Source organism: Gordonia oleivorans, assembly GCF_040044975.1.
Lineage (GTDB): Bacteria > Actinomycetota > Actinomycetes > Mycobacteriales > Mycobacteriaceae > Gordonia > Gordonia oleivorans.
Window position 1 is genome coordinate 66,212 of record NZ_JBDZDI010000023.1, and the last position, 20,813, is coordinate 87,024.

Here is a 20,813-nt window from a genome sequence, read left to right on the forward strand (position 1 = left end):
CCAGTGCGCGCCGAGTCAGCCCTTCGGCGCCCTCACGCGGTCTCCGAGGCCTGCTCGGTATCGGCGGTGACGACGACGTAGGTGTTGCGGCCGGCGTGTTTGGCCGAGAGCAGAGCGGTGTCGGCCTGGTTGAGGTACTCCGCGAGGAAGGAATCCGCTTCACCGCGCGGGATCGGAGGAAGCGGATCGACGCAGACGGCGCCGACGCTCATCGTCACGATGCGTCCGCCCACCAGACCCGAGGCCGGAACACTGAGGCGGCGGGCCATCCGCTCCAGCGCGTCGTGACCCAGTTGGGCGGCGATGGCGAACTCGTCCCCGCCGAGGCGGCCGACGACGGCGTCGGGTCCGGCGGTCGATCGGATGCGCTGCGCGAGCCGGGTGAGTACGGCGTCACCGACCGCGTGGCCGTAGCGGTCGTTGATCGACTTGTAGTGGTCGATGTCGATCATCACCACCGCGAACGGTCGGCCGGGCCGCGCGGCCACACCCGCCATCGCGGCGGTGAATCCGCGCCGGTTGAGGACGCCGGTCAGCGGATCGGTGGTCGTGTAGTCGAGTTGGATCTGCAGCGCGCGCTTGAAGGACAGCGAGTAGTTGCGCAGCAGTAGCACCAGGCCGTTGGCCGAGGTGAGCGCCACCAGCGCGAGGTAGCCCGCGGTGGCGACACCGACACCCTGTGCCACCGCGAAGGCTGCCGTGGTGACGATGGTGGTGGTGCTGAACACCATGTGGACGATGACGATGCGCAGGTGCACGAAATTCGCGACATACCCGCCGACGACGCCGAACAGCGACGAGGCGGCGAGGACGAGGACGGGACTCTGAAATGTCGCGAGCGCTGACGCCAGACCGACGTCGGCGTAGATGGCGAAACTGTTGTTCATGCCACGAAGTCGCCCGGTCTTGCTCCACCATGCCGTGGCCAGGCTCATCTGGCTGACGAGCACGGCGAACGGCACGGTCGACGTGGCGATGATCGCCATGGCGATCATGCGCGGCGGTGACCCCGCCGAACCGTCCGGCGTGAACATGCTCACCGCACCCAGCACGCCGAACATCAAGGTGAGTGCGGCGATTCCGTAGCGGACCGTGGTCTCGCGGCCGCCCGCACTCTGCAGTGCGTGGCGCGCGTGCAAGAACGCGTGCTCGCGGTCGACCCCCTCGGGTTCAGGTGCGGGTGACGGTACGGCGGCGCCGCCCGACGATTCAGAGGTGACAGAACTGCGTATCCACATGTGCAGCCCTCCCCAGCGCACATCTGACAACCGGCCCCGGACAGTGTCATCGAAGGGTATTTCCCATAGTGAAGTGTACTCAAGCGGGTGTCGGGCGTCGCCGACGGATGACGCCGGCACGTGCATGGCTAGTCTGTTTCCCGTGAGTGGCGACGGTATCGATCGCGAGTCGGGAGCAGCCGAATCCGTGCGGACGGCGGCGGACCCGATCACGCGGTTGGAGGACGCGCTGGCCGACATGTGGCGTCAGGGGCGCGGTCGGGCCCGGCTGCGTGCTCATGCGATCGACCCGGCGCTCGATCCGTCGTCGTATCCGCTGTTCACGATTCTCGCGCGGCACGATTCCTTGCCGATGTCGCAGCTGGTGGCGGCCCTGGAGCTCGACAAGTCGACGGTCACGCGGCAGGTCGATGCCGTGGTGCGACTGGGTTTGGTGGAGCGTCATCCCGATCCCGATGATGCCCGGGCCCGCGTCGTCTCGCTGACCGAGGTCGGCCGGCAGCGTGTCGACGCCGTCGTCGCGTCGGCGGTGGCCGAGTGGCGGGCGCGTCTGTCGAAATGGGACCCGGACGACATCCGCACTCTCACCGAACTGCTTCGGCGTCTCGAGACCAGTAGCGACTGACGACGCCGCTCGCCGATTCGGTGCCCCGGCTCGACGAGGCGGGGAATAGCGACAGATAGTTGCATGTTGCATCTATCGGGTATAAAGTTGCACTACTCAACTAATTGGTGTGCCCGACCGGGTTCACCCGTTGCGCCGGCGTCGTCGCCGCGCGCACTCACTCTTCTTCCTGCACCCACGCGGTGGAGGGAACTGACCGAATTCCAGGGAGGTTTTCGCATGAGTTCGACTGTGTCGCAGAGCGACTCACACGTCGCCGAGGCGTCGTCGCCGATGACGCACCGTCAGCGCCTCGAAGCGCTCGTCGGGCTGCTGCTGGGAATGTTCGTCGCATTCCTGTCATCGACCATCGTGTCCAACGCGCTGCCGACGATCATCACCGATCTGCACGGCACGCAGGATCAGTACACCTGGGTCGTCACCGCCACCTTGCTGGCGTCGACGGCCACCACCCCGCTGTGGGGCAAGCTGTCCGACCTGATCAGCAAGAAACTGCTGGTCCAGGCGGCGTTGACGGTCTTCGTCATCGGCTCGGTCCTGGCCGGACTGTCGCAATCGGTGGGCATGCTCATCGGTTTCCGTGTGGTCCAGGGTCTGGGCCTGGGTGGTCTGCAGGCGCTGGTCGTGATCGTGATCGCGTCGATGTTCAGCCCGCGTGAACGTGGCCGCTACCAGGGTCCGATCGCCGCGGTGATGTCGCTGGCCACCGTCGCCGGCCCACTGATCGGCGGAGTCATCGTCGACACCAGCTGGCTCGGCTGGCGCTGGACCTTCTACGTGTGCGTCCCGCTCGCGGTGATCGCCCTGCTGGTGATCCAGCGGACGCTGAACCTGCCGGTGATCCGGCGCGACGTCACCATCGACTACACCGGAGCCGCGCTGATCGCCGCCGGCGTCAGCACGCTGCTGATCTGGGTCACCCTGGCCGGCAAGAACTTCGACTGGGTTTCCGGCATGTCGTTCGGTCTGGTCGCGCTCGGTGCGATCCTGCTCGCGGTGGCCGTGTTCGTCGAGTCGAAGGCCAAGGACCCGATCATCCCGCTGCGCCTGTTCCGCGACCGCACCATCGCACTGGCGACCGTCGCCAGCATCGCCGTCGGCGTCGCGCTGTTCGGCAGTGCGGTCTTCCTCGGTCAGTACTTCCAGATCGCCCGCGGCTACTCGCCGACCATCGCCGGTCTGCTGATGCTGCCGATGATCGTCGGATCGATGGTGTCGGCAACCGTGTCGGGCACGTTGATCACCCGCTTCGGTCGCTGGAAGGGCTTCATCGTCGCCGGTGCCGCGCTGATGACCGTCGGATTCGGTCTGCTGTCGACCATCGGAGCGCACACCGACATGGTGCTCGTCGGTGCCTACCTGTTCGTGCTCGGCGTCGGCATGGGGATGAGCATGCAGAACCTGGTGCTGGCCGTGCAGAACAACGTCAAGCCCACCGAACTGGGTGCGGCCACCTCGACCATCACCTTCTTCCGCTCACTCGGAGGTGCCGCGGGTGTGTCGGTCCTCGGTGCGGTGCTGTCCAACCACGTCACCGATCTGATCGCGAAGGGGCTGGGCGCACTCGGCATCAGCGCGGGAACCGGCGGCGGGACAGCCGGACTGTCCAACCTGAACGAACTGCCCGGCCCGATCGCCGAGATCGTGCGCGGCGCCTACGGCGACGGCACCGCCCGGATCTTCCTGGTGTCGGCCGTGATGGCGGCGATCAGCCTGGTCGCGGTGCTGTTCATCAAGGAGGTCGCCCTGAAGATGACCAGCGCCCTCGAGGAGCAGATCGACGAGATCTCCGTGGACGCCGGCGTTGACGAGGTCGGCGAGATCGGCGGTGTTGACGAGGTCGCCGAGATCGGCGTCGCGAACGTGCCTGTCGGAGCGCCCGCACGCTGACCCTCGCCTCCCGCACGCTCAACTCCCACCTGCGTACAATGCATTCCGCGCAGGTGGGAGTTGCGAGTGCAACTCCCCAGCAGTCGATGACGCGGGGAGGTGCGATGAGCGACGCCGTGGCGGCCGTGGCGCCCGCCTTCGATGACTGGCGGCACTACCCGCCGCTGAACCTCCCGAAGATCCTCGACGTCGCGCTCACCGAGATCGTCGAGCACGGCTACGACGCGACCAGCGTCCGGACGATCGCCGCGGCGGTGGGGGTGACCGTCCCCGCGCTGTACTACCACTACGACAACAAGCAGGCCATCCTCGTCGCGTTGTTCGATCACGCCATGGCCACCGTGAGCGCCCACGTGGACGCCGCACTCGTCGAGGCCGGGACCGACCCGGTCCGGCGGCTGTCGGCGATGGTGGAGGCGATCGCGTTGTACATGGCCAACTATCGCGATCTGGCCTTCCTCGACTCGGAGCACCGTTCACTCACCGAAGACAACAGTCGGTGGTATCGCGAACATCGCGACACCATCGATCAGCAGCTGCGTGAGGCGATCGAAGATGGTTGCCGCGCCGGTGTTTTCGCCACCAGGGTGCCCGACTCGGCGCGTCGCGCGATCCTGTCGATGTGTCAGGGAATCGCCGGCTGGTACCGCCCCGACGGTCCCCGGACCCCGGCCGAGACGGCCCGCGACTATGTGCACATCGCCTTGGCGGCCGTCGAATTCTCGGATCTTGCTTGACCTTTCGCGGGGATTCCGCGCTGGTCGGGTGCGTGAGGCCTACCCCCCGCTGGGGGCCGCGTTTCCCGCTGGTCGAGTAGGTGAGGGGCCCTACCCCCGCTGGGGGCCGCGCTTTCCCGCTGGTCGAGTAGGTGAGGAGCCCTACCCCCGCTGGGGGCCGTGCTTTCCCGCTGGTCGAGTAGGTGAGGAGCGCTAGCGACGAGCCGTATCGAGGCCTCCGCCAGGTGAGGCTGGAACGCTCGCAACGCTTTCCAGCGCATCGCACGGGGTCTCGACTCGCTGCTCGCCCTTGGGGCTCGCAGCGGCTCGACCGGCGTATGGGGTCGGTTCGACCGGCGGGTGGGTTCCGCCGATCGGGTGAGAGGCCCTATCCCGCCGACGCGACCGGCTTCTCGGCCGTGTGGTGCACCGGGCAGCCGGGGGCGAACGTGCCGAGCTTCTCGATGTCGAAGCCGTTGGGGTAGCTGCGGATTCGTGGCATGTCGCGCACCAGTCGGGGCTTGCGGCGCGACGGCAGGGCGGCCACCACACGTGCCCGGGCCCGCAATCCCGCCACCGACGCCGCGCGTGCGATCCGACCCGGCCGGCGATAGTGGAATGCGGCGAGCAGCGGTTCGTCCATCACCGATCGGCTGAAGATGTCGATCGCGGGGGCCAGTGGTTTCGGATAGAAGGTCTGCATCAGGCGCATCGTCGAGTCGGCGACCCGCCGGGCGCCCGCGTCGTAGGCGAAATGCTTCGCTTCGTATTCGTCCATCAGCCGGGCGAACTGCTCGTAGGTGTCCGGGATTCCGGTGATCGCCATGTGCTTGCCGAGTGTGCGGTAGTAGCGCACGGAGGCGAGAACCTCCTCGTGAGTCATGCGCCGCCAACCGAAGTCGTCGATCCACCGTTTGGGGACGACGACGAAGGTGGCCAGGACGTAGAGCATGTCGTCGTTGCTGATGTCGTACATGTGGTGCATCTGGTTGATCCGGCGGACCGCGGCGCGACCGTTGGGGCTCGAAAATCCTTCGAGTAGAGGAACTTCCAGGAGAAGACCGGTGTCGTCGTAACGTTTCTGGACTCGGCCGGTGAACTCGCCGGTGTCGTCGAGAAGTCGGCCGATGCTCGGAACGGCATAGGTGCGGAACAGGGCGAAGCTCAACGCCTGATTCATGTCCCACGGGAACTCGAAGGTGGTCAGGTTGCGATAGATGAGCTCGAACTCGGTGTCGGGATCGAGTCCTAGATTGCGATCGATGGTGTACACACGCGCTCCTCACGTCGGGCCGGTGCCGTCGACTATAAGTAGACTTACACTAATGTGCAAGAGGTCACACCGGAGATGTGTCGTGAGGTGATCGACTAGTCGGACGTGGCGGACGGCGTCGTCGACTCCGGGGCCGGCGCGTCGTCGAGTGGTCCGATCGCGCTCTCGACGAAGAGATGGAATCCCTGGTCGAGGGCGTCGTAGGAGCGCAGCGTGCCGCTCTCGTATCCGACCAGCAGGTACATCGAGATGGTGGCGTAGACCTCGGCCTTCGCGTCGTCGCCGAGCACATCGCGGTAGGTCTCGGCGATGAAATCGCGGCGCTCGAGGTCGACCTCCTCCTGAAGTGCCCGCACCTCGGGGTCCTGGGCCGCCCACACGCGAATGGCCGACTCGGAGTCGTGGGGCAGGGTCAGGCCGATGTCCATCAGGACCGCGAGTCGCGCGCGCGGATCGGCCACCTTGCGGGCCTCGGCGATCGGGCGCTGGCTCTTCTCCTTCCGCCAGAAGGTGATGAGAGCGGAGGTGAACTCGGCCCAGTTGTCGAAGGCGTGGTAGAAGCTGCCGGTGGTGGCGTCGGCCCGGGCGCAGACGGCGGCCAGTTTGAGGGCGCCGTACCCGTCCTCGGCGAGAACGGTCAGGCCGGCCTCGAGGAAGCGCACACGCGCGTACCGCGACGGTGTGGATCTGCGCTCGCGGGCCATGGAAGCCGATCCTAGTTCATCGACGGGACCACCCGGATCACCCGTTTCGGCTGGTTGTGCGGTTGTGATTGATCTGGATCACACCTATGTGTTACTACTTAGCGAACGATCAGTCGGTGGTTCCGTGCGGGAATCGGGCCACCAAAGTCGTCACTCCTGGGAGGATCGCCTCATGCCCGAAGCCGTCATCGTCGACGTCGTCCGCCTCGCGTCCGGGAAGGGCAAGCCCGGTGGCGCCCTGTCGGAGACCAAGCCCGTCGAGTTGCTCGCGCACGTGCTGCGCGCGCTCGTCGAGCGCAATGACCTCGACCCCGCCCGCGTCGACGACGTCATCGGCGGATGCGTCGGCCAGGCCGGTGAGCAGGCGCTGAACATCTCGCGCACCGCATTGCTGTCCGCGGGCTTCCCGGAGTCGGTGCCTGCGACCACCGTCGACCGTCAGTGCGGCTCCAGTCAGCAGGCCGCGCACTTCGCCGCGCAGGGCGTCATCGCCGGCGCCTACGACATCGTGATCGCCGCGGGCGTCGAATCGATGAGCCGGGTGCCGATGGGATTCTCCACTGCCGGCCAGAGTCCCTACGGTCCGAGCATCGCCGCCCGATACCCTGATGGTCTTGTCGGCCAGGGTATTTCGGCAGAACTGATCACCGCGAAGTGGAAGCTCGATCGTGAGGCTCTCGATGCCTTTGCGGCGCAGTCACATCGGCGTGCGGCGCAGGCCGCCGCCGACGGCTTCTTCGGTCGGGAGATCCTGCCGATCGACGTCGTCGACGCCGACGGCAACCGCTCGACCCACGCCGTCGACGAAACGGTGCGAGCCACCACCACCGCCGAGGGGCTGGCCGGACTCAAACCGTCCTTCTACACCGAGCAGTACGCGCAGCGTTTTCCCGAGATCGGTTGGCACATCACGCCCGGCAGCTCCTCGCCACTCACCGACGGCGCGTCCGGCGCGTTGATCATGAGCGACACCATGGCCTCAACCCTGGGACTGAAACCGCGTGCCCGGTTCCATTCCTTCTCGGTGGCCGGCGACGACCCTGTCTTCATGCTGACCGCGCCGATCCCGGCGACGCACAAGGTGCTTGCCCGGGCGGGTCTGTCGATCGACGACATCGACGCCTACGAGGTCAACGAGGCCTTCGCACCCGTACCGCTGGCGTGGGCACACGAGTTCGGTGCAGACCCGGCCAAGCTCAATCCGCGCGGCGGGGCGATCGCACTCGGCCACGCGCTGGGATCGTCGGGAACCCGACTGCTCTCCACGCTCGTCAATCATCTCGAGACCACCGGCGGCCGTTATGGTCTACAAACCATGTGTGAAGGCGCCGGAATGGCCAACGCCACCATCATCGAACGGATCTGACCCATGAAACGCACCATCTTCGAAACCGAACACGAGCAGTTGCGTGAGAGCGCACGTGAATTCCTGGCTCGCGAATGCGCGCCGAATGTCGAGAAGTGGGAGGCCGCGGGGCAGGTCGACCGCGAGGCCTACCGCAAGGCCGGCGACGCCGGACTGCTCGGCTTCAACATCCCCGAGGAGTTCGGTGGCGGTGGAGTCATGGACGACTTCCGCTTCAATGCCGTTGTGGTGGAGGAGTTCTCCCGGTTCGGTGGTGCCGCACCCGGTCTGAGCCTGCAAAACGACGTGCTCGTCCCGTACTTCCTGCACCTGGCCAACGATGAGCAGAAGGCCCGGTGGATGCCCGGAATGGCCACCGGCGAAACGATTCTCGCCGTCGCCATGACCGAACCCGGTGCCGGAAGTGACCTGGCCGGTATCAAGACCTCGGCACGCGACGAGGGCGATCACTACGTCCTCAACGGATCGAAGACCTTCATCTCGGCCGGCATCAACTCCGACCTCGTGGTCGTGGTGTGCCGCACCAATCCGGATCCGGCCGCCGGTCACAAGGCCTTCTCGCTGCTCGTCGTCGAACGCGACATGGAGGGCTTCGAGCGCGGGCGCAAGCTCGACAAGATGGGCCTCAAGGCGCAGGACACCGCCGAACTGCAGTTCACCGATGTCCGTGTGCCCAAGGAGAATCTGCTCGGCGTCGAGGGCCGCGGCTTCTATCACCTGATGCAAAACCTGCCCTCGGAGCGGTTGTCGATCGCCGTCGGTGCCATCGCCGGTGCCCGGGGCGTCTTCGAGGAGACCCTGCAGTACACCAAGGACCGCAAGGCATTCGGCAAGCCGATCGGCTCGTTCCAGGCCAACCGCTTCTATCTCGCCGAGATGTCGACCGAACTCGACATCGCCGAGCAGTACATCGACCGCTGCCTGCGCGCGGTGCTCGACGACGACCTGACCGCGGTCGACGCGGCCAAGGCCAAGTGGTGGTGCACCGAAACCGCCAAGAAGGTCATCGACCGCTGCGTGCAGCTGCACGGCGGCTACGGGTACATGAACGAGTACAAGGTGGCGCGCGCGTACACCGATTCCCGAATCCAGACCATCTTCGGTGGCACCACCGAGATCATGAAGGATCTCATCGGCCGCGACATGGGCCTGTAGTTCCGTTCTGCACCAAAGTGTCGTAAGTCGCTCCCGCCGGCCGAGCGTATCGAGGCCACTTTCGTAAGTCGTTCCCGCCGGCCGAGTGCTCGCGAGGAACGAGCGAGTGTATCGAGGCCACTTTCGTAGGCCAGAAGGTGGTGCGCACCAAGCGCTCTCGGGCTCGGTGTGGTGGCCTCGATACACCGCTCGCAAGCTCGCGGCACTCGGCCAGCGGGGCAGGTTCCCGGGCGAGTCGAAGCGGCTTTCGTCAGTCGTTCCCGCCGGCCGAGTGCTCGCGAGGAACGAGCGAGTGTATCGAGGCCACTTTCGTGGGCTGGAAAGGTGGTGCGCACCAAGCGCTCTCGGGCTCGGTGTGGTGGCCTCGATACACCGCTCGCAAGCTCGCGGCACTCGGCCAGCGGGGTCAAGCAGGCGGGGTCAACGCTCGCGGCACTCGGCCAGCGGGGTCAAGCAGGTGGGGTCAACGCTCGCGGCACTCGACCGGCGGGGGTCGAGGCTCGCGGCACTCGGCCGGCGGGGGACCGACTACCCGCAGCAGTGCTTGGCCGTGGTGGGTGGCACGTTCATCACCGGGCACTTGTCGGTGAAGTTGTAGGGCTTCAACGTGAATCCGGCGTAGTCGACCGGCATGATCGGCCAGTCCTCGGTGCGGGGGAAGTGGGTGATCCCGAAGGTGTGCCACACCACGATGTCCTCGCCGTCGAGGGGGCGATCGGCCGAGAGGTACGCGGGCAGGCCCACCGCGCCCGAGCTCTGGTTGACGAAATCGCCTGCCGCATAACGTTCCGACGCATCGTAGGCACTCACCCACACCTGATTGGTGGTGAATGCGGCCCGTTTGGCGATCGATGACGCGGGGTCGGCGAGCAGCATCGGGGTCTGATGGGCGTGCAGTGCGTACGCCGGGTGGTGACCCATCCGGCCGGTCTTCTCGGTGTTGACGATGTGCCAGGTTCGGCCCGCCGCGGCATTGGCCTGCCGCACCCCGTCGGCCTCGGAGGCGATGCGGGTGATCTGCGCGGTGAACGCATTACCCCACGGATTGCCTTCTCCCATCGGCACACTCACCGCATCGATCTCGTCGACGGCGTTGGTGACGCCGTCGACGGTCATGTCCAGGCGTGCGCTGAACAGGTGCTGGTGATACGGCAGTCCCAGACCGGGGGCGACGTGGCTCTGGTAGTCCGACCCCTCCTCCGGGTAGGCGGCGGTGAAGGCCATGCCGGTGAGCTTCGCCTCGAGTTCGATGGTGCCGTCGAGGTAGAGGTACCAGTAGCAGCCGTAGTCGTAGTTGCCGACGGTGGTGAAGAAGCTGATCACCAGGCGGCGCTGACGCCGCACCTCGCTCATGCCGGTGAAGATGTCGGTGTGCTTCCACAGCGTGCCGTAATCCTCTTCATGCATGCAGATCGCATTGGTGATGGTGCGGGGCGAGCCCTGCTCGTCGGCGAGGGTGGCGTCGAAGTAGTAGATCTCGCCGAGGCAGTCACAACCTAGGGTCAGCGAGTTCGTGTAGCGCCCGTAGACGTACTCGCCGGTGTCGAAGTAGTTCTGCCAGTAGCGGTTCGGCGACGGATCGCCGTACGGCACCACCATCTCGTTGATCGACGCACGGTAGGCCACGTCGCGATTCTGATACTGCAGGTTCCGCAGGATCAGTCCCTCGCGGGCGTCGAAGGAGATGTCGAGGGACCAGTTGGTCCAGTCGATGTGCTCCCCGCTGACGGTGAAACTCGGCCCTTCGGGCTGGGTGATCTCGATCGGCTTGAGCCCCTCCAGCGGTGCCCCGGCGATCTCGGTGGTGTCGAAGTTCGCCGATTCGGTGGGAACATCGAACCTCCGGTAGTCGACGATGTCGATGATCTCGCGGTTCACGATGTCGACGTAGGCGCACAATCCGTCGACGGGATGAGCCCAGGGCAGGTCCTTCTCGTGCCCCTGGACGAACGCGAAGGTACGAATGATGCGACGGCCCTTCTCATTCGGATTGTCGTACGTACCCGCCGACAGCGGCACGGCGACCGTCGTGGCCGGGTCGACGCCGCGGGCCCGCAGCGCCTCACCCCAGCGGGGTTCGGTCGCGAGGAACTCCGACACGATCGCGAATTCCTCGTCGAGGATGGGGAGTTGACCCACCTCGGGATCGACCGGGGTGCTGGCCACGAGGCTCCCGTCGGTCAGCGACACCAGGTTGTCGGTGGCCACACCGGATACGATGTCCAGCAACATGATCCGGGCACGGCGATCCGGTGCCGGGGCGTCGCCGGAGCGGTGCGCCAGCACGGCGGCCTTGTCCGGTTCGTCGAATCCGACGTAGACGAAGCGGGTTGTGGTGGTGACGAGTCCGGCGCTGCTGAGGATGTTGCGGGCCTTGGTGATCTCGTCGGCGGTGAGGCTGCCCAGTATCGGGGCGGTGACGGTCTCGGGGGCGATGGTCATGGTGTTCCTCTCGATTGGTGGTGGGAGGCCGATTCCTGGTGGGTGGCGAGGTCAGGCCGCGATGGCGGAGGTCAGTGAGTCATAGGCGGTTTCGTTGCGACGGCGCAGGATCAACGCCTGGACGACGCCGATGAGGACCGCGTCGACCACCAGGGCGAAGAAGAAGTCGGCCAGCGACTGTGACCCACCGATGAGGGTCGGGAAGTTGGCGACGACGGCGATCAGGGTGACCACGAGGCCGATGAGACCGAGGACGGGTGCGACGACCGAACGCCACACGCCGGCGGCGATCTTCTTGCGCCGGAAGTAGACGATGACGGCGACGCAGGTCAGTGCCATCAGCGCCACGATGCCGAGCGTCGCGACACCGGAGAACCAGGCGAAGACCTGCAGTTCGGGATCGAGTCCGAGGGCGGCGAACAGTGCCACCAGCGCCACCGCGGTGGTCGTCTGCACGAAGGAACTGACGTGCGGTGACAGGTGCGTCGGGTGGATGGTGCCGAGGCGGGACGGCATCGCCGTCGCATTGGCCATCGAATGCTGGTAGCGGGAGATCACGTTGTGGAAACTGAGGATGCAGGCGAACAGGCTGGTGATGAGCAGGATGTTCACGGTCGTCGACGCCCAGGTGCCGAGGTAGGTCTGCGCGGTGGCCATGATCATGCCGGCCGGATCCTCGGCGGCTGCGGCCACCACATTGTCCGGGCCCCACGCCATCACCAGCGCCCACGACGTGAAGGCGTAGAACACGCCGATCAGGAGTACGGCGACGTAGGTGGCGCGCGGGATGGTGCGGTCGGGATCGCGGGCCTCGTTGCGGAAGATCGCGGTCGCCTCGAAGCCGATGAAGCCGGCGACGGCGAACATCAAACCGATGCCGGGAGCGCCGGAAAAGACCGCCGACGGGGTGAACGATTCCAGCGACAACCCTTGTGCGCCACCCTGAACCATGATGGCGATGTCGAGGATGAGCACGATGCCGATCTCGGCGATCAGCAGCAGTCCCAGCACCTTGGAGCTGAGCTCGATGTGGCGGTAGCCGAGTACTCCGGTGAACGCGGCGACGGCCAGCGCGCAGGCCCACCACGGGATGTCCGGGCCACCGAGGTCGACGATGCCCGAGGAGATCAGCACACCGATCAGCCCGTACACCGCGACCTGCACCATCGTGTAGGTGAGCAGTGCGAGGTGGGCGGTGCCCAGACCGAGGGGCCGGCCGAGGCCGTAGCCGACGTAGGTGAAGAAGGCGCCGGGACGCGGGATGTAGCGGGCCATCGTCGACAGGCCGACTGCGAACAGCAGCAGCACCACGGCGGTGACGACGAACATCGCCGGCACACCGGGCCCGTTGCCCAGCAGGAACGCGATCGGCACGCCGCCGCCGACGACGGTCAGCGGGGCGGCCGCCGCGACGACCATGAAGACGATCGCCCCCACACCGAGGGAACCGGACAAGGATCGGGTGGTCGGAGCCGAGGCTGGCCCCGGGGAGGTCGTCGCGGCAGATGCCGCGCCGGCGTCGATGGATGTCATGGGTGTGTCTTTCGTGGCAGGGGCGCGCAATTGGATCGGCGCCGGGGATGAACGCATCGGGCCGCAATGCCCGTCGTGCATCCAGAATCGCGGTCGTTCATCGCCACGGAGTTGCTCCGCAGTTAACCGTTGTGACATCCCATCGGGAATCGGCCGGGCCCGACGACCCGTTGCATGTCACCGCGCGAACACGGGCCCGAAACACGGCGGCAACACCGCGTCACTAGCGTCGCGCCCTATGTCCGAGCCCGTAGCCGATGGTGCCGGGCGCCGCGCGCGGGTGCGCCTGCGGCTGGGTGCCCGGTCGCAACTGGCGGGCCTCGACCGCCGCACCCTGGGCTTCGGCGACGTCGTGGCCCAGTCGGTGGCGGTGATGGCACCCTGCGCCGCGGCCGCCACCATACCGATGCTGGTGAGCCAATCCGGCGGACCGCTGGTCTGGAGCGTCATCGGTGCCGCGGTGTTGTCGGCGCTGGTCGCGGTCACCCTGGGCGCGTTCGCGTCGCGAATGGCCGCTCCGGGTGCGCTCTACACCTACGTCGCCAAGGGACTGGGATCGACGAGCGGGCTGATCACCGCTGCCGCGATGGTGCTCGGGTACGGCGCTTTGGGTGTGCTCATGCTGTCGCAGATGTCCTGGTACGGGCTGCGCCTGATCGGTGTCGACGATCCCGGACCCGCGCAGATCTGCGTCGCCGCCACCGCGCTCGCCGTGCTGTGCGCGGTCCTGCTCATCCGCGGAATACGCTTCTCGGCCCGGGTGGGACTGGTGGTGGAGTCCGTCGCCGTCGTCGTGCTGTTGGCCGTCGTGGTCGCACTGCTCGTCCGAACCTCTCCGCATTCGTCGTTGTCGGCGATGGTGGCCGGCCCGGACCGCATGACCGACCTGTTCAGCGGCGTGGCCATCGCCGTGTGCGGACTCGTCGGATTCGAGAGCGCGGCAACGCTGTCGGTGGAGGCGCGGCGACCGCTGCGCACCGTTCCGCGGGCGATGCGTGTCTCGCTCGGCATCGGGGTCGTCGTCGTGGTTCTCGCCACCGCGGCACAGGCGGGCAACCCGTCGGTGCTGGAGGCCATCGCGGGACTCGGCAGCGGCGACCTCGGTGTTCTGACCCGGGAACTGGGGGTCGGGTGGGTCACGCCGATCGTCTACATCGGGGTGTGCGCGTCGTTCCTGGCGTGCATGCTCGCCAGCACGACGGCGTTGACGAGGACATTGCTGTCGCTGTCGCGTGAGGGTGTCGTGCCCGCGCCGCTCGGGCGCACCCATCCGCGATACAAGACCCCGGTGGTGGGGGTGGTGGTGTCGGTGGCGCTGATCGCCGCGGTGGTGGTCGTGAGTATCTTCGCGGGGGCGTCGGCCAACAGCGTCCGTGGGTCGATGGCGTCGGCGCCGGCGATCGCGTTTCTCGTGGCGTACGCGCTGGTGTGTGTCGCGGCGCCGGTATTCCTCTACCGGACCGGTGAACTGCAGCCGCGGATCGTCGTCGCCGCCGCGCTCGGTTCCGTCGGGATCGTCACGATCCTCGTGGTCTTCATCGTCACCAACATCGGTGGGGCGTGGTGGCCCGGGATCCTGGCGGCGGTGGCCTGGCTGGTGATCGCGGCGCTGGGCTGTGTGGTCCTGCGTGTCGTGCGGCCGGAGTTGCTGGCTCGGGTCGGTATTCACGAGACACCGACCCGCTCCGAGGTCTGGAGTGGGCATCTGGACACCGACGACATCGCCGTCGTCGGGCCGACCCGATGAGCCCGGCCTTCGCCGGCGATTCGTCGTCGCGGTCGGTGATCAACGCGCTGCAGATCCTCGAAGAGGTGGCCACGATCGGGCCCGGTGTCAGTGCCGCCGAACTCTCGCGGCATCTGGGCCTGTCGAAGTCGGCGACCTACCGGCTGGTGAATCTGCTTGCCCAGGAGGAGTATCTGGTCCGGACCCCCGATCTCGGCGGGTTCGCGTTGGGTGCCAAGATCGAGCGCCTCGTCGGAGTGGCGTCGGGCTCGACGGTGCCGGAACAGTTGCGCACCACCCTGGATGAGATCCGGGGTGGGTTGCGCTTCGGCGTGCACCTGTTCGGCTGTCACCGGCCCGGTACCGCGCGGGCGCGCCTGAGTCTGATCGACATCGACCCCGACTATCCGCTCAGCGATCCCGGGCGGCTCCTGCACGACCTGACCGCCTCGGCCGCCGGACGTCTCGTCCTCGCCGTCGGATCGGGACATCCCTCGGCGGCACCGGAATTCGTCAGTCAGGTCGGATCGTTCATCCCCAACTTCGGGTGCGTGGCGGTGCCCGTCTGGGGTCGTGACGACGAGTTGAGCGCCGTGCTGGTGATCTCGGCGCCGGCCAAGCACATCGACAACGCCGACGCGCTGGCACGGTTGCTGAGCGAGCCGGCCGCCCGGGTGGGGGCCATCCTGCGTGCCGAGGGCTGAGCTCGGTCCCGGGTCATCTCTCCGGCGCGCGTTCGCCCAACGCGTGCAACAACTCCCGGAGTCGGTCGAGATGCACGTCGAGGTGGGAGAGATTGCCGTCGCCGAGGGTGAGGGCGCGGAACACGAGGCCGTCGACGGCGGAGAAGACCACCTCCACGGTGGTGTCGTCGTCGGGAAGATGCATCCGCCGCAACGATTCTCCGATGGACTCGGCATATCGCGCGTAATAGCGTTCGACGTGCGGCCGTAACTCGGGACGGCGACGGGACTCGAGCACGAGTTCGTACTGGAAGACCTGCTCGTCGAGGGTGTCTCGCACCAGCCGCGACAGTCCCGCCATGAAGCCGTCGACGCTGTCATGGCCGCCGGACAGTGCCGAATCGGCGATGCTGACGTCGACGCAATGCTCGAGGGCGGCCTCGAGGAGGGTGTCCAGGTTGGCGAAATGATGCTGCACCGTGCCGTGGGTGACGCCGGCGGCCGCGGCCACCGCACGATAGGTCAGTTTCCGAATACCTTGTGTGGCAACGATGGTGATGGTTGCCGACACCAGGGCATCACGGCCGGTGCCGTAGCCGGGACGGGCGCCGGAGGTGGGCGTGGAGACGTTGTTCACGACGGTGGCTCCTCCTCCCGATGCGGTTTACCCAAAGGGAACATACCAGTACTCATCCGAAACATTACGTTTGTAATGTTGCTGGCAACCGCAGGGTATCGACGTCGATGCGACTGCGCGACCGATCACCTCACCCACATGTCAGGACCCACGATCATGACCGAAACGACCCGACCGACCACCGCCATCGACTTCCGCTACCTGTCCGAACAGGACATGATCGCCGCCGGCGTCACCGACATGGCCACCTGCGTGGATGCCATGCAGGAAACCTTCGTGCTGCTGCATCGCGGCGACTACCGGATGGCCGGACCCAACGCGGACTCGCACGGTGCGATGATCACCTTCCCCGACGAATCCGAGTTCGAGACGATGCCGGCCAACACCGCCGACCGTCGCTTCATGGCGATGCCCGCCTACCTCGGCGGCAGCTTCGGCACCAGTGGCATGAAGTGGTACGGATCGAACATCGCCAACCGCGAGAAGGGGCTTCCCCGTTCGATTCTCATGTTCATGCTGAACGACACCGACACCGGTGCGCCGCTGGCACTCATGTCGGCGAATCTGCTGTCGGCGTATCGCACCGGCGCGGTTCCCGGCGTCGGCGCACGACTGCTCGCCCAACCCGACTCGCAGGTCGTCGGCATCGTCGGACCCGGCGTGATGGCCAAGACCTCACTGGCGGCATTCGTGGCGACCTGCCCCAAGATCGACACCGTCAAGATCAAGGGCCGTGGCCGAAAGAGCCTGGACACCTTCACTTCCTGGGTCGCCGACCAGTTTCCGCAGATCACCGTCGTCGAGGTGGACACCCTGGAGGAGGCGGTCCGCGACAGCGACATCGTCACCTTCTGCACCTCCGGCGAGGCGGGTGACCCGTCGACCTATCCGACGCTGACCCGCGACTGGATCAAGCCCGGCGCCTTCCTGAGCATGCCGGCCGGCTGCAACATCGACGAGACCCTCCAGGGGCCCGACGTGCGCAAGGTCGTCGACAACACCCGCCTCTACGAGGCCTGGGCGGAGGAGGCCGGATACCCGTCGCACAACGTGATCCCGATCATCGGCTGCAAGTTCCTCGACATGATCCACGACGGCGCGATGGACCGTGACGAACTCATCGACCTCGGCGCGGTGGCCGCGGGTGATGTGGTCGGTCGTCGCAGCGACGACGAGATCGTGCTGATGTCGGTGGGCGGCATGCCCGTCGAGGATGTCGCGTGGGGAACGGTGGTGTACCGCAACGCCGTCGAACGCGGCATCGGAACCTCGTTGAACCTGTGGGAAAGCCCGGTGCTGGCATGAGTCCCGCCGCGCGACGTTCGGTGATCGTCGTCGGACTCGGCTCCATCGGGTCGATGACACTGTGGCAGTTGGCCTCCCGAGGTGTGGACGTCCTCGGCATCGAACAGTACGGACGCGTCCACCCCAACGGCGCGTACGCGGGGGAGTCCCGACTGTTCCGCGTCGCCGCCAAGGAAGGCGAACTGTTCACCCCGGCGCTGCTGCGCTCGCGGGCACTGTGGCAACAGTTGGGTGCGGCCTACGGCACCGACGTTCTGCTGCCGGTGGGGGCATTGAGTGTGGCGCCCGCCGATCATCCGGACCTGGTGCCGACCCTCGCCGCGATCGATCAGTTCGACCTGCCTCACGAGGTTCTCGACGCCTCATCGTTGCGGGAACGCTTCCCGCAGTTCGCCATCGACGACGGCGACGTGGGTGTGCTCGACACGCTCGGTGGGGCGATGCGGCCCGAGATGGCCGTCGCGGCAGCCACGGATCAGGCTCTCGCCCACGGTGCTTCGGCGCTGTACGACACCACGGTGCTCGACATCGAGGACGCCGCTGACGGGGTCAGGGTGAGTACCACCCGGGGTGAGTACCTCGCCGATCAGGTCATCGTCACCGCCGGTCCCTGGACCACCCAGGTGCTGCCCGGTCTCGCCGACATCGTCACGTCCAAGACGTTCGCGCTCACCTGGCTGATGCCGCGCCACATCGGCCTGTTCACCCCGGATCGGTTGCCCGGCTTCATGCGTGACCGCGGCGACGTGCATGCGTTCGGTGTGCCGACACTTGACGGGTACAGCATCAAGATCTGCTCGCATCTCGACTTCGACACCGCCACCGGGCATCCCACGACACTCGACGGCGATCAGTTGCGCTGGGTCGGCGAGCAGGCACAGCGGCTGATGCCCGATCTCATCCCCGAGGTTGTCCGGTGGTCGCTGCACGCCGATTCGTGGACGCCGACGAAGATGCCGGTCATCGATCGGGTCGGTGATCGGATCGTCGTGGCAACGGCGATGAGCGGCAACGGATTCAAGTTCGCACCGGTGTGGGGTGAGGAATTGGCGGCGATGGCGCTCGGTGAGCCGGTGCGGTTCGTCGGCGATGCGTTCACCGTCGACGGGCACCGGAGCGTGGCGGTGTCCTGACCGCTACCCGGTCACCACTCCGGCGACGAGATTGATGGTGGTCGCGAGGATCACCGCACCGAAGGCGTAGGAGATGAGGCACTGGCGCAGCGCCACCGCACGAATCGCCGAGTCGGAGACCGACGTGTCGGACACCTGATAGGTCATGCCGAGGTTGTAGCTGAAATAAAAGAAGTCGCGGAAGGCCGGCGGATCGTCGGAGTTGAAGTCGATCCCGCCGGGCGTGCCGTCGGCGTAGTACATGTAGGCGTACCGGGTGGCGAACATCAGGTGCAGGCTCGCCCAGGCGAGGAAGACGCCGGCCAGGGCGAGTGCCGCGGGAGGCCACTGCGCGTGGGAACCACCTTCGATGAGCAATCCGACGATGCCACCGAGGGCGGAGAGGGCGGCGGCGATGACGATGATCTCGTCGACCTGCGGCCGGAAATCCTCGCGGGCCACATGCTCCTTGGTTTCGGCGCCGTCCATCGGCCACAGGGCGAGCCAGTCCATCAGCACGAACGCTCCTGCGGTCCCGACGATGCCGACGAGCAGTCCGTGTCCGATGTCGTCGATGAGCACGCCGGTGGCGGTGCCGGCCACGACTCCTACGGCCACAGCGGTGAGGATGCGGTGGGTCGCGGCGTTCGGCGTGATCTGCATGCTTCAGTGATAGTGGTTCGTGAGCCGTTTGCGGCGGTACGACGCGGGGTGCGGCACCCAGACGCCGTGTGGATTCGGTCTCCGGGCACCCTGGAGGCATGTCCACGTGGGAATTGATGGCGGTGCTCGCCGCCGGGTTCGGTGCCGGAGCCATCAACGCGCTGGTCGGTAGTGGAACACTCATCACCTTCCCCACGCTGGTGGCCTTCGGGGTGCCTCCGGTCAGCGCGACCATCTCCAATGCGATCGGGCTGGTCGCCGGCGGGGTGTCGGGGACGTGGGGGTACCGGCGGGAACTCGACGGGCAGTGGCCGAGGCTGCGGTGGCAGATCCCCGGGTCGTTCCTCGGTGCGTTGCTGGGATGCTTTCTGCTGCTGCATCTGCCGGAGACGGTGTTCGAGGCCGTCGTGCCGGTGTTGCTCATCGGTGCGCTGATCCTGGTGGTTCTCGGACCCCGGATCCAGCGCCGGTCGTTGCAGCGGTCGAGGGCCGGCCATGACCCGGATGTGCCGATCTCCCAGGCATTTCCGCTGACGCCCACGCGCCTCGCCGCGATGACGTCGGCCACCTTCCTCATCGGCATCTACGGCGGATACTTCACAGCCGCGCAGGGCATCTTGCTGATCGGTGCCATCGGAGTGATCGCGCCGGACGACATCCAGCGCCTCAACGCGGCCAAGAATCTGTTGTCGCTGATCGTGAATGTGGTTGCCGCCGTGACCTACACGATCGTCGCATTTGACCGGATCGAGTGGGCGGCGGCCGGGATGATCGCCGTCGGTTCGCTGATCGGCGGCGTCGTGGGTGCACGATACGGGCGACGGTTGTCGCCGTGGACGCTGCGCGTGGTGATCGTCATCGTCGGTCTCGTCGGCCTGTGGCGGCTGCTCGCCTGAGTTCTGAGGTTTCACCGTCGACGGGGTGGCCACCGGGTAGCGTGCGACTGGTCAAACTGCAGTCGAGACGAAGGTGAGTGACACGAGATGTCCGAGGTGATCGTGGTGGCGACAATCAGCCCGCAGGAGGGCAAGGAAGCCGAGGTCAAGGAGGCGATCCTGACCGCCATCGACAAGGTCCACGGCGAGCCGGGTTGCGAACTGTACGCACTGCACGAGGCGGCCGTCGGCACCGACTTCGTGATGATCGAGAAGTGGGAATCGGCCGACGCCCTCAAGGTGCATGGCGGCGCACCGGCGCTCGCCGAACTCGGCGCCGCGATCGGTCCCCTCCTCGCGGGGCCGTTGGACGTCAAGACCTTCACCGCCGTCCCGGCCGGCGACGCAAACAAGGGCGCCCTCTAGGTTTCACTGACAGTGCGCCCGTGACCCGCGGGTTCACGTGGTCGAGTGGTGTCCAGAACGTCCGCTGGCTGAGTCGTGTCCTAACCCCCCGCTGGTTGAGTTGTGTCCGGACCCCCGCTGGTCGAGCCGGTGAGGAGCGCAAGCCGCCGCGTTGAGCTCCGTCGAAACGACGAGCCGTGTCGAGACCACCGTCAGTCAAGGCTGGAAGGCGACGACAGGCCCGTTGGCGAGCGCTGTCGGTTCACTGACAGCGCTCTGAACTCCGTTGACAGCGCTCTCCTCCACGTTGACAGCGCTTTGTCCGACACTGATGGCGCCCGGCCGGTGAGTGTCAAGCTGTGGTGAGTCAGTTCCCGATTTTGTTGTGTTATGCGGTGGGTTGGTGGTGCAGGTTGATGGCGACGCGTTGCTGCGGTCGTTTGACTGTGGGTGGTTGGTGGAAAC

General features: G+C 66.7%; 18 protein-coding genes. 11 read left to right on the forward strand and 7 right to left on the reverse strand.

Annotated features, from left to right (window positions below):
- Nucleotides 1-32: 32 nt before the first annotated feature.
- Nucleotides 33-1,139, reverse strand: a complete 1,107-nt coding sequence (locus ABLE92_RS22545) for a GGDEF domain-containing protein (protein WP_348807029.1) — start codon at nucleotides 1,137-1,139, stop codon at nucleotides 33-35.
- Between the two features lie 337 nt (nucleotides 1,140-1,476).
- Between ABLE92_RS22545 and ABLE92_RS22550 the strand changes: the two genes are divergently transcribed.
- The 3 genes from ABLE92_RS22550 (at nucleotide 1,477) to ABLE92_RS22560 (ending at nucleotide 4,490) form a co-directional block, all read left to right on the forward strand.
- Nucleotides 1,477-1,863 carry a MarR family winged helix-turn-helix transcriptional regulator gene (locus ABLE92_RS22550; protein ID WP_348807046.1) on the forward strand — a complete coding sequence of 129 codons (387 nt, stop codon included), beginning with the start codon at nucleotides 1,477-1,479 and terminating at the stop codon, nucleotides 1,861-1,863.
- A gap of 273 nt (nucleotides 1,864-2,136) precedes the next feature.
- The gene (locus ABLE92_RS22555) at nucleotides 2,137-3,753 is read left to right on the forward strand and encodes an MFS transporter (RefSeq protein WP_348807047.1); all 1,617 of its coding nucleotides are present in this window, start codon (nucleotides 2,137-2,139) and stop codon (nucleotides 3,751-3,753) included.
- A 104-nt stretch (nucleotides 3,754-3,857) separates the two neighbouring features.
- Nucleotides 3,858-4,490 carry a TetR/AcrR family transcriptional regulator gene (locus ABLE92_RS22560; protein ID WP_348807030.1) on the forward strand — a complete coding sequence of 211 codons (633 nt, stop codon included), beginning with the start codon at nucleotides 3,858-3,860 and terminating at the stop codon, nucleotides 4,488-4,490.
- Nucleotides 4,491-4,857: 367 nt separating this feature from the next.
- Here the strand turns inward: ABLE92_RS22560 and ABLE92_RS22565 are convergent, their stop codons facing one another.
- Together ABLE92_RS22565 and ABLE92_RS22570 are read right to left on the reverse strand one after the other, a co-directional pair.
- On the reverse strand, nucleotides 4,858-5,742 hold the full coding sequence (locus tag ABLE92_RS22565; RefSeq protein ID WP_348807031.1) for an oxygenase MpaB family protein: 885 nt from the start codon (nucleotides 5,740-5,742) through the stop codon (nucleotides 4,858-4,860).
- Between the two features lie 95 nt (nucleotides 5,743-5,837).
- Complete coding sequence (locus ABLE92_RS22570; RefSeq protein WP_348807032.1) at nucleotides 5,838-6,446, reverse strand: TetR/AcrR family transcriptional regulator; 609 nt, start codon at nucleotides 6,444-6,446, stop codon at nucleotides 5,838-5,840.
- Between the two features lie 172 nt (nucleotides 6,447-6,618).
- Here ABLE92_RS22570 and ABLE92_RS22575 point away from each other — a divergent pair, with 172 nt between their 5' ends.
- Nucleotides 6,619-7,812: a thiolase family protein gene (locus ABLE92_RS22575; RefSeq protein ID WP_348807033.1), complete on the forward strand. Its 1,194-nt coding sequence runs from the start codon at nucleotides 6,619-6,621 to the stop codon at nucleotides 7,810-7,812.
- A 3-nt stretch (nucleotides 7,813-7,815) separates the two neighbouring features.
- Nucleotides 7,816-8,967, forward strand: coding sequence for an acyl-CoA dehydrogenase family protein (locus tag ABLE92_RS22580; RefSeq protein WP_348807034.1), 1,152 nt, complete (start codon nucleotides 7,816-7,818; stop codon nucleotides 8,965-8,967).
- Nucleotides 8,968-9,495: 528 nt separating this feature from the next.
- Here the strand turns inward: ABLE92_RS22580 and ABLE92_RS22585 are convergent.
- Both ABLE92_RS22585 and ABLE92_RS22590 read right to left on the reverse strand, forming a co-directional pair.
- Complete coding sequence (locus ABLE92_RS22585) at nucleotides 9,496-11,409, reverse strand: primary-amine oxidase (protein ID WP_348807035.1); 1,914 nt, start codon at nucleotides 11,407-11,409, stop codon at nucleotides 9,496-9,498.
- A 51-nt stretch (nucleotides 11,410-11,460) separates the two neighbouring features.
- Nucleotides 11,461-12,942 carry an APC family permease gene (locus tag ABLE92_RS22590; RefSeq protein ID WP_348807036.1) on the reverse strand — a complete coding sequence of 494 codons (1,482 nt, stop codon included), beginning with the start codon at nucleotides 12,940-12,942 and terminating at the stop codon, nucleotides 11,461-11,463.
- A 238-nt stretch (nucleotides 12,943-13,180) separates the two neighbouring features.
- On the opposite strand from ABLE92_RS22590, the gene ABLE92_RS22595 reads away from it, so the two are divergent.
- A complete protein-coding gene (locus ABLE92_RS22595) occupies nucleotides 13,181-14,689 on the forward strand; it encodes an APC family permease (RefSeq protein ID WP_348807037.1) in 1,509 nt (502 codons plus the stop codon).
- On the forward strand, nucleotides 14,686-15,372 hold the full coding sequence (locus tag ABLE92_RS22600; protein WP_348807038.1) for a helix-turn-helix domain-containing protein: 687 nt from the start codon (nucleotides 14,686-14,688) through the stop codon (nucleotides 15,370-15,372). The genes ABLE92_RS22595 and ABLE92_RS22600 overlap by 4 nt, the downstream gene beginning before the upstream one ends.
- Nucleotides 15,373-15,385: 13 nt before the next feature.
- Here ABLE92_RS22600 and ABLE92_RS22605 read toward each other — a convergent pair whose 3' ends face one another.
- Entirely contained in the window at nucleotides 15,386-15,988 is a 603-nt protein-coding gene (locus ABLE92_RS22605; RefSeq protein ID WP_348807039.1) for a TetR/AcrR family transcriptional regulator, read from the reverse strand.
- A 156-nt stretch (nucleotides 15,989-16,144) separates the two neighbouring features.
- On the opposite strand from ABLE92_RS22605, the gene ABLE92_RS22610 reads away from it, so the two are divergent.
- Together ABLE92_RS22610 and solA are read left to right on the forward strand one after the other, a co-directional pair.
- Nucleotides 16,145-17,293 (forward strand): ornithine cyclodeaminase family protein, encoded by a 1,149-nt coding sequence (locus ABLE92_RS22610; RefSeq protein ID WP_348807040.1) that lies wholly within the window; start codon nucleotides 16,145-16,147, stop codon nucleotides 17,291-17,293.
- Nucleotides 17,290-18,426 carry an N-methyl-L-tryptophan oxidase gene (solA, locus tag ABLE92_RS22615; RefSeq protein ID WP_348807041.1) on the forward strand — a complete coding sequence of 379 codons (1,137 nt, stop codon included), beginning with the start codon at nucleotides 17,290-17,292 and terminating at the stop codon, nucleotides 18,424-18,426. The genes ABLE92_RS22610 and solA overlap by 4 nt, the downstream gene beginning before the upstream one ends.
- A gap of 3 nt (nucleotides 18,427-18,429) precedes the next feature.
- On the opposite strand, the gene ABLE92_RS22620 is transcribed toward solA, so the two are convergent.
- Nucleotides 18,430-19,068, reverse strand: a complete 639-nt coding sequence (locus ABLE92_RS22620) for a DUF1345 domain-containing protein (protein ID WP_348807042.1) — start codon at nucleotides 19,066-19,068, stop codon at nucleotides 18,430-18,432.
- Nucleotides 19,069-19,166: 98 nt separating this feature from the next.
- On the opposite strand from ABLE92_RS22620, the gene ABLE92_RS22625 reads away from it, so the two are divergent.
- Nucleotides 19,167-19,964 carry a sulfite exporter TauE/SafE family protein gene (locus tag ABLE92_RS22625; RefSeq protein WP_348807043.1) on the forward strand — a complete coding sequence of 266 codons (798 nt, stop codon included), beginning with the start codon at nucleotides 19,167-19,169 and terminating at the stop codon, nucleotides 19,962-19,964.
- A gap of 87 nt (nucleotides 19,965-20,051) precedes the next feature.
- Entirely contained in the window at nucleotides 20,052-20,369 is a 318-nt protein-coding gene (locus ABLE92_RS22630) for a putative quinol monooxygenase (RefSeq protein ID WP_348807044.1), read from the forward strand.
- The last annotated feature ends 444 nt before the right edge of the window (nucleotides 20,370-20,813 follow it).

Coding starts and splice junctions, on each gene's coding strand:
- ABLE92_RS22550 (WP_348807046.1), top strand. CDS start 1,477: ATGTGGCGTCAGGGGCGCGGTCGGGCCCGGCTGCGTGCTCATGCGATC.
- ABLE92_RS22555 (WP_348807047.1), top strand. CDS start 2,137: ATGACGCACCGTCAGCGCCTCGAAGCGCTCGTCGGGCTGCTGCTGGGA.
- ABLE92_RS22560 (WP_348807030.1), top strand. CDS start 3,858: ATGAGCGACGCCGTGGCGGCCGTGGCGCCCGCCTTCGATGACTGGCGG.
- ABLE92_RS22570 (WP_348807032.1), bottom strand. CDS start 6,446: ATGGCCCGCGAGCGCAGATCCACACCGTCGCGGTACGCGCGTGTGCGC.
- ABLE92_RS22575 (WP_348807033.1), top strand. CDS start 6,619: ATGCCCGAAGCCGTCATCGTCGACGTCGTCCGCCTCGCGTCCGGGAAG.
- ABLE92_RS22580 (WP_348807034.1), top strand. CDS start 7,816: ATGAAACGCACCATCTTCGAAACCGAACACGAGCAGTTGCGTGAGAGC.
- ABLE92_RS22585 (WP_348807035.1), bottom strand. CDS start 11,409: ATGACCATCGCCCCCGAGACCGTCACCGCCCCGATACTGGGCAGCCTC.
- ABLE92_RS22590 (WP_348807036.1), bottom strand. CDS start 12,942: ATGACATCCATCGACGCCGGCGCGGCATCTGCCGCGACGACCTCCCCG.
- ABLE92_RS22595 (WP_348807037.1), top strand. CDS start 13,181: ATGTCCGAGCCCGTAGCCGATGGTGCCGGGCGCCGCGCGCGGGTGCGC.
- ABLE92_RS22600 (WP_348807038.1), top strand. CDS start 14,686: ATGAGCCCGGCCTTCGCCGGCGATTCGTCGTCGCGGTCGGTGATCAAC.
- ABLE92_RS22610 (WP_348807040.1), top strand. CDS start 16,145: ATGACCGAAACGACCCGACCGACCACCGCCATCGACTTCCGCTACCTG.
- solA (WP_348807041.1), top strand. CDS start 17,290: ATGAGTCCCGCCGCGCGACGTTCGGTGATCGTCGTCGGACTCGGCTCC.
- ABLE92_RS22620 (WP_348807042.1), bottom strand. CDS start 19,068: ATGCAGATCACGCCGAACGCCGCGACCCACCGCATCCTCACCGCTGTG.
- ABLE92_RS22625 (WP_348807043.1), top strand. CDS start 19,167: ATGTCCACGTGGGAATTGATGGCGGTGCTCGCCGCCGGGTTCGGTGCC.
- ABLE92_RS22630 (WP_348807044.1), top strand. CDS start 20,052: ATGTCCGAGGTGATCGTGGTGGCGACAATCAGCCCGCAGGAGGGCAAG.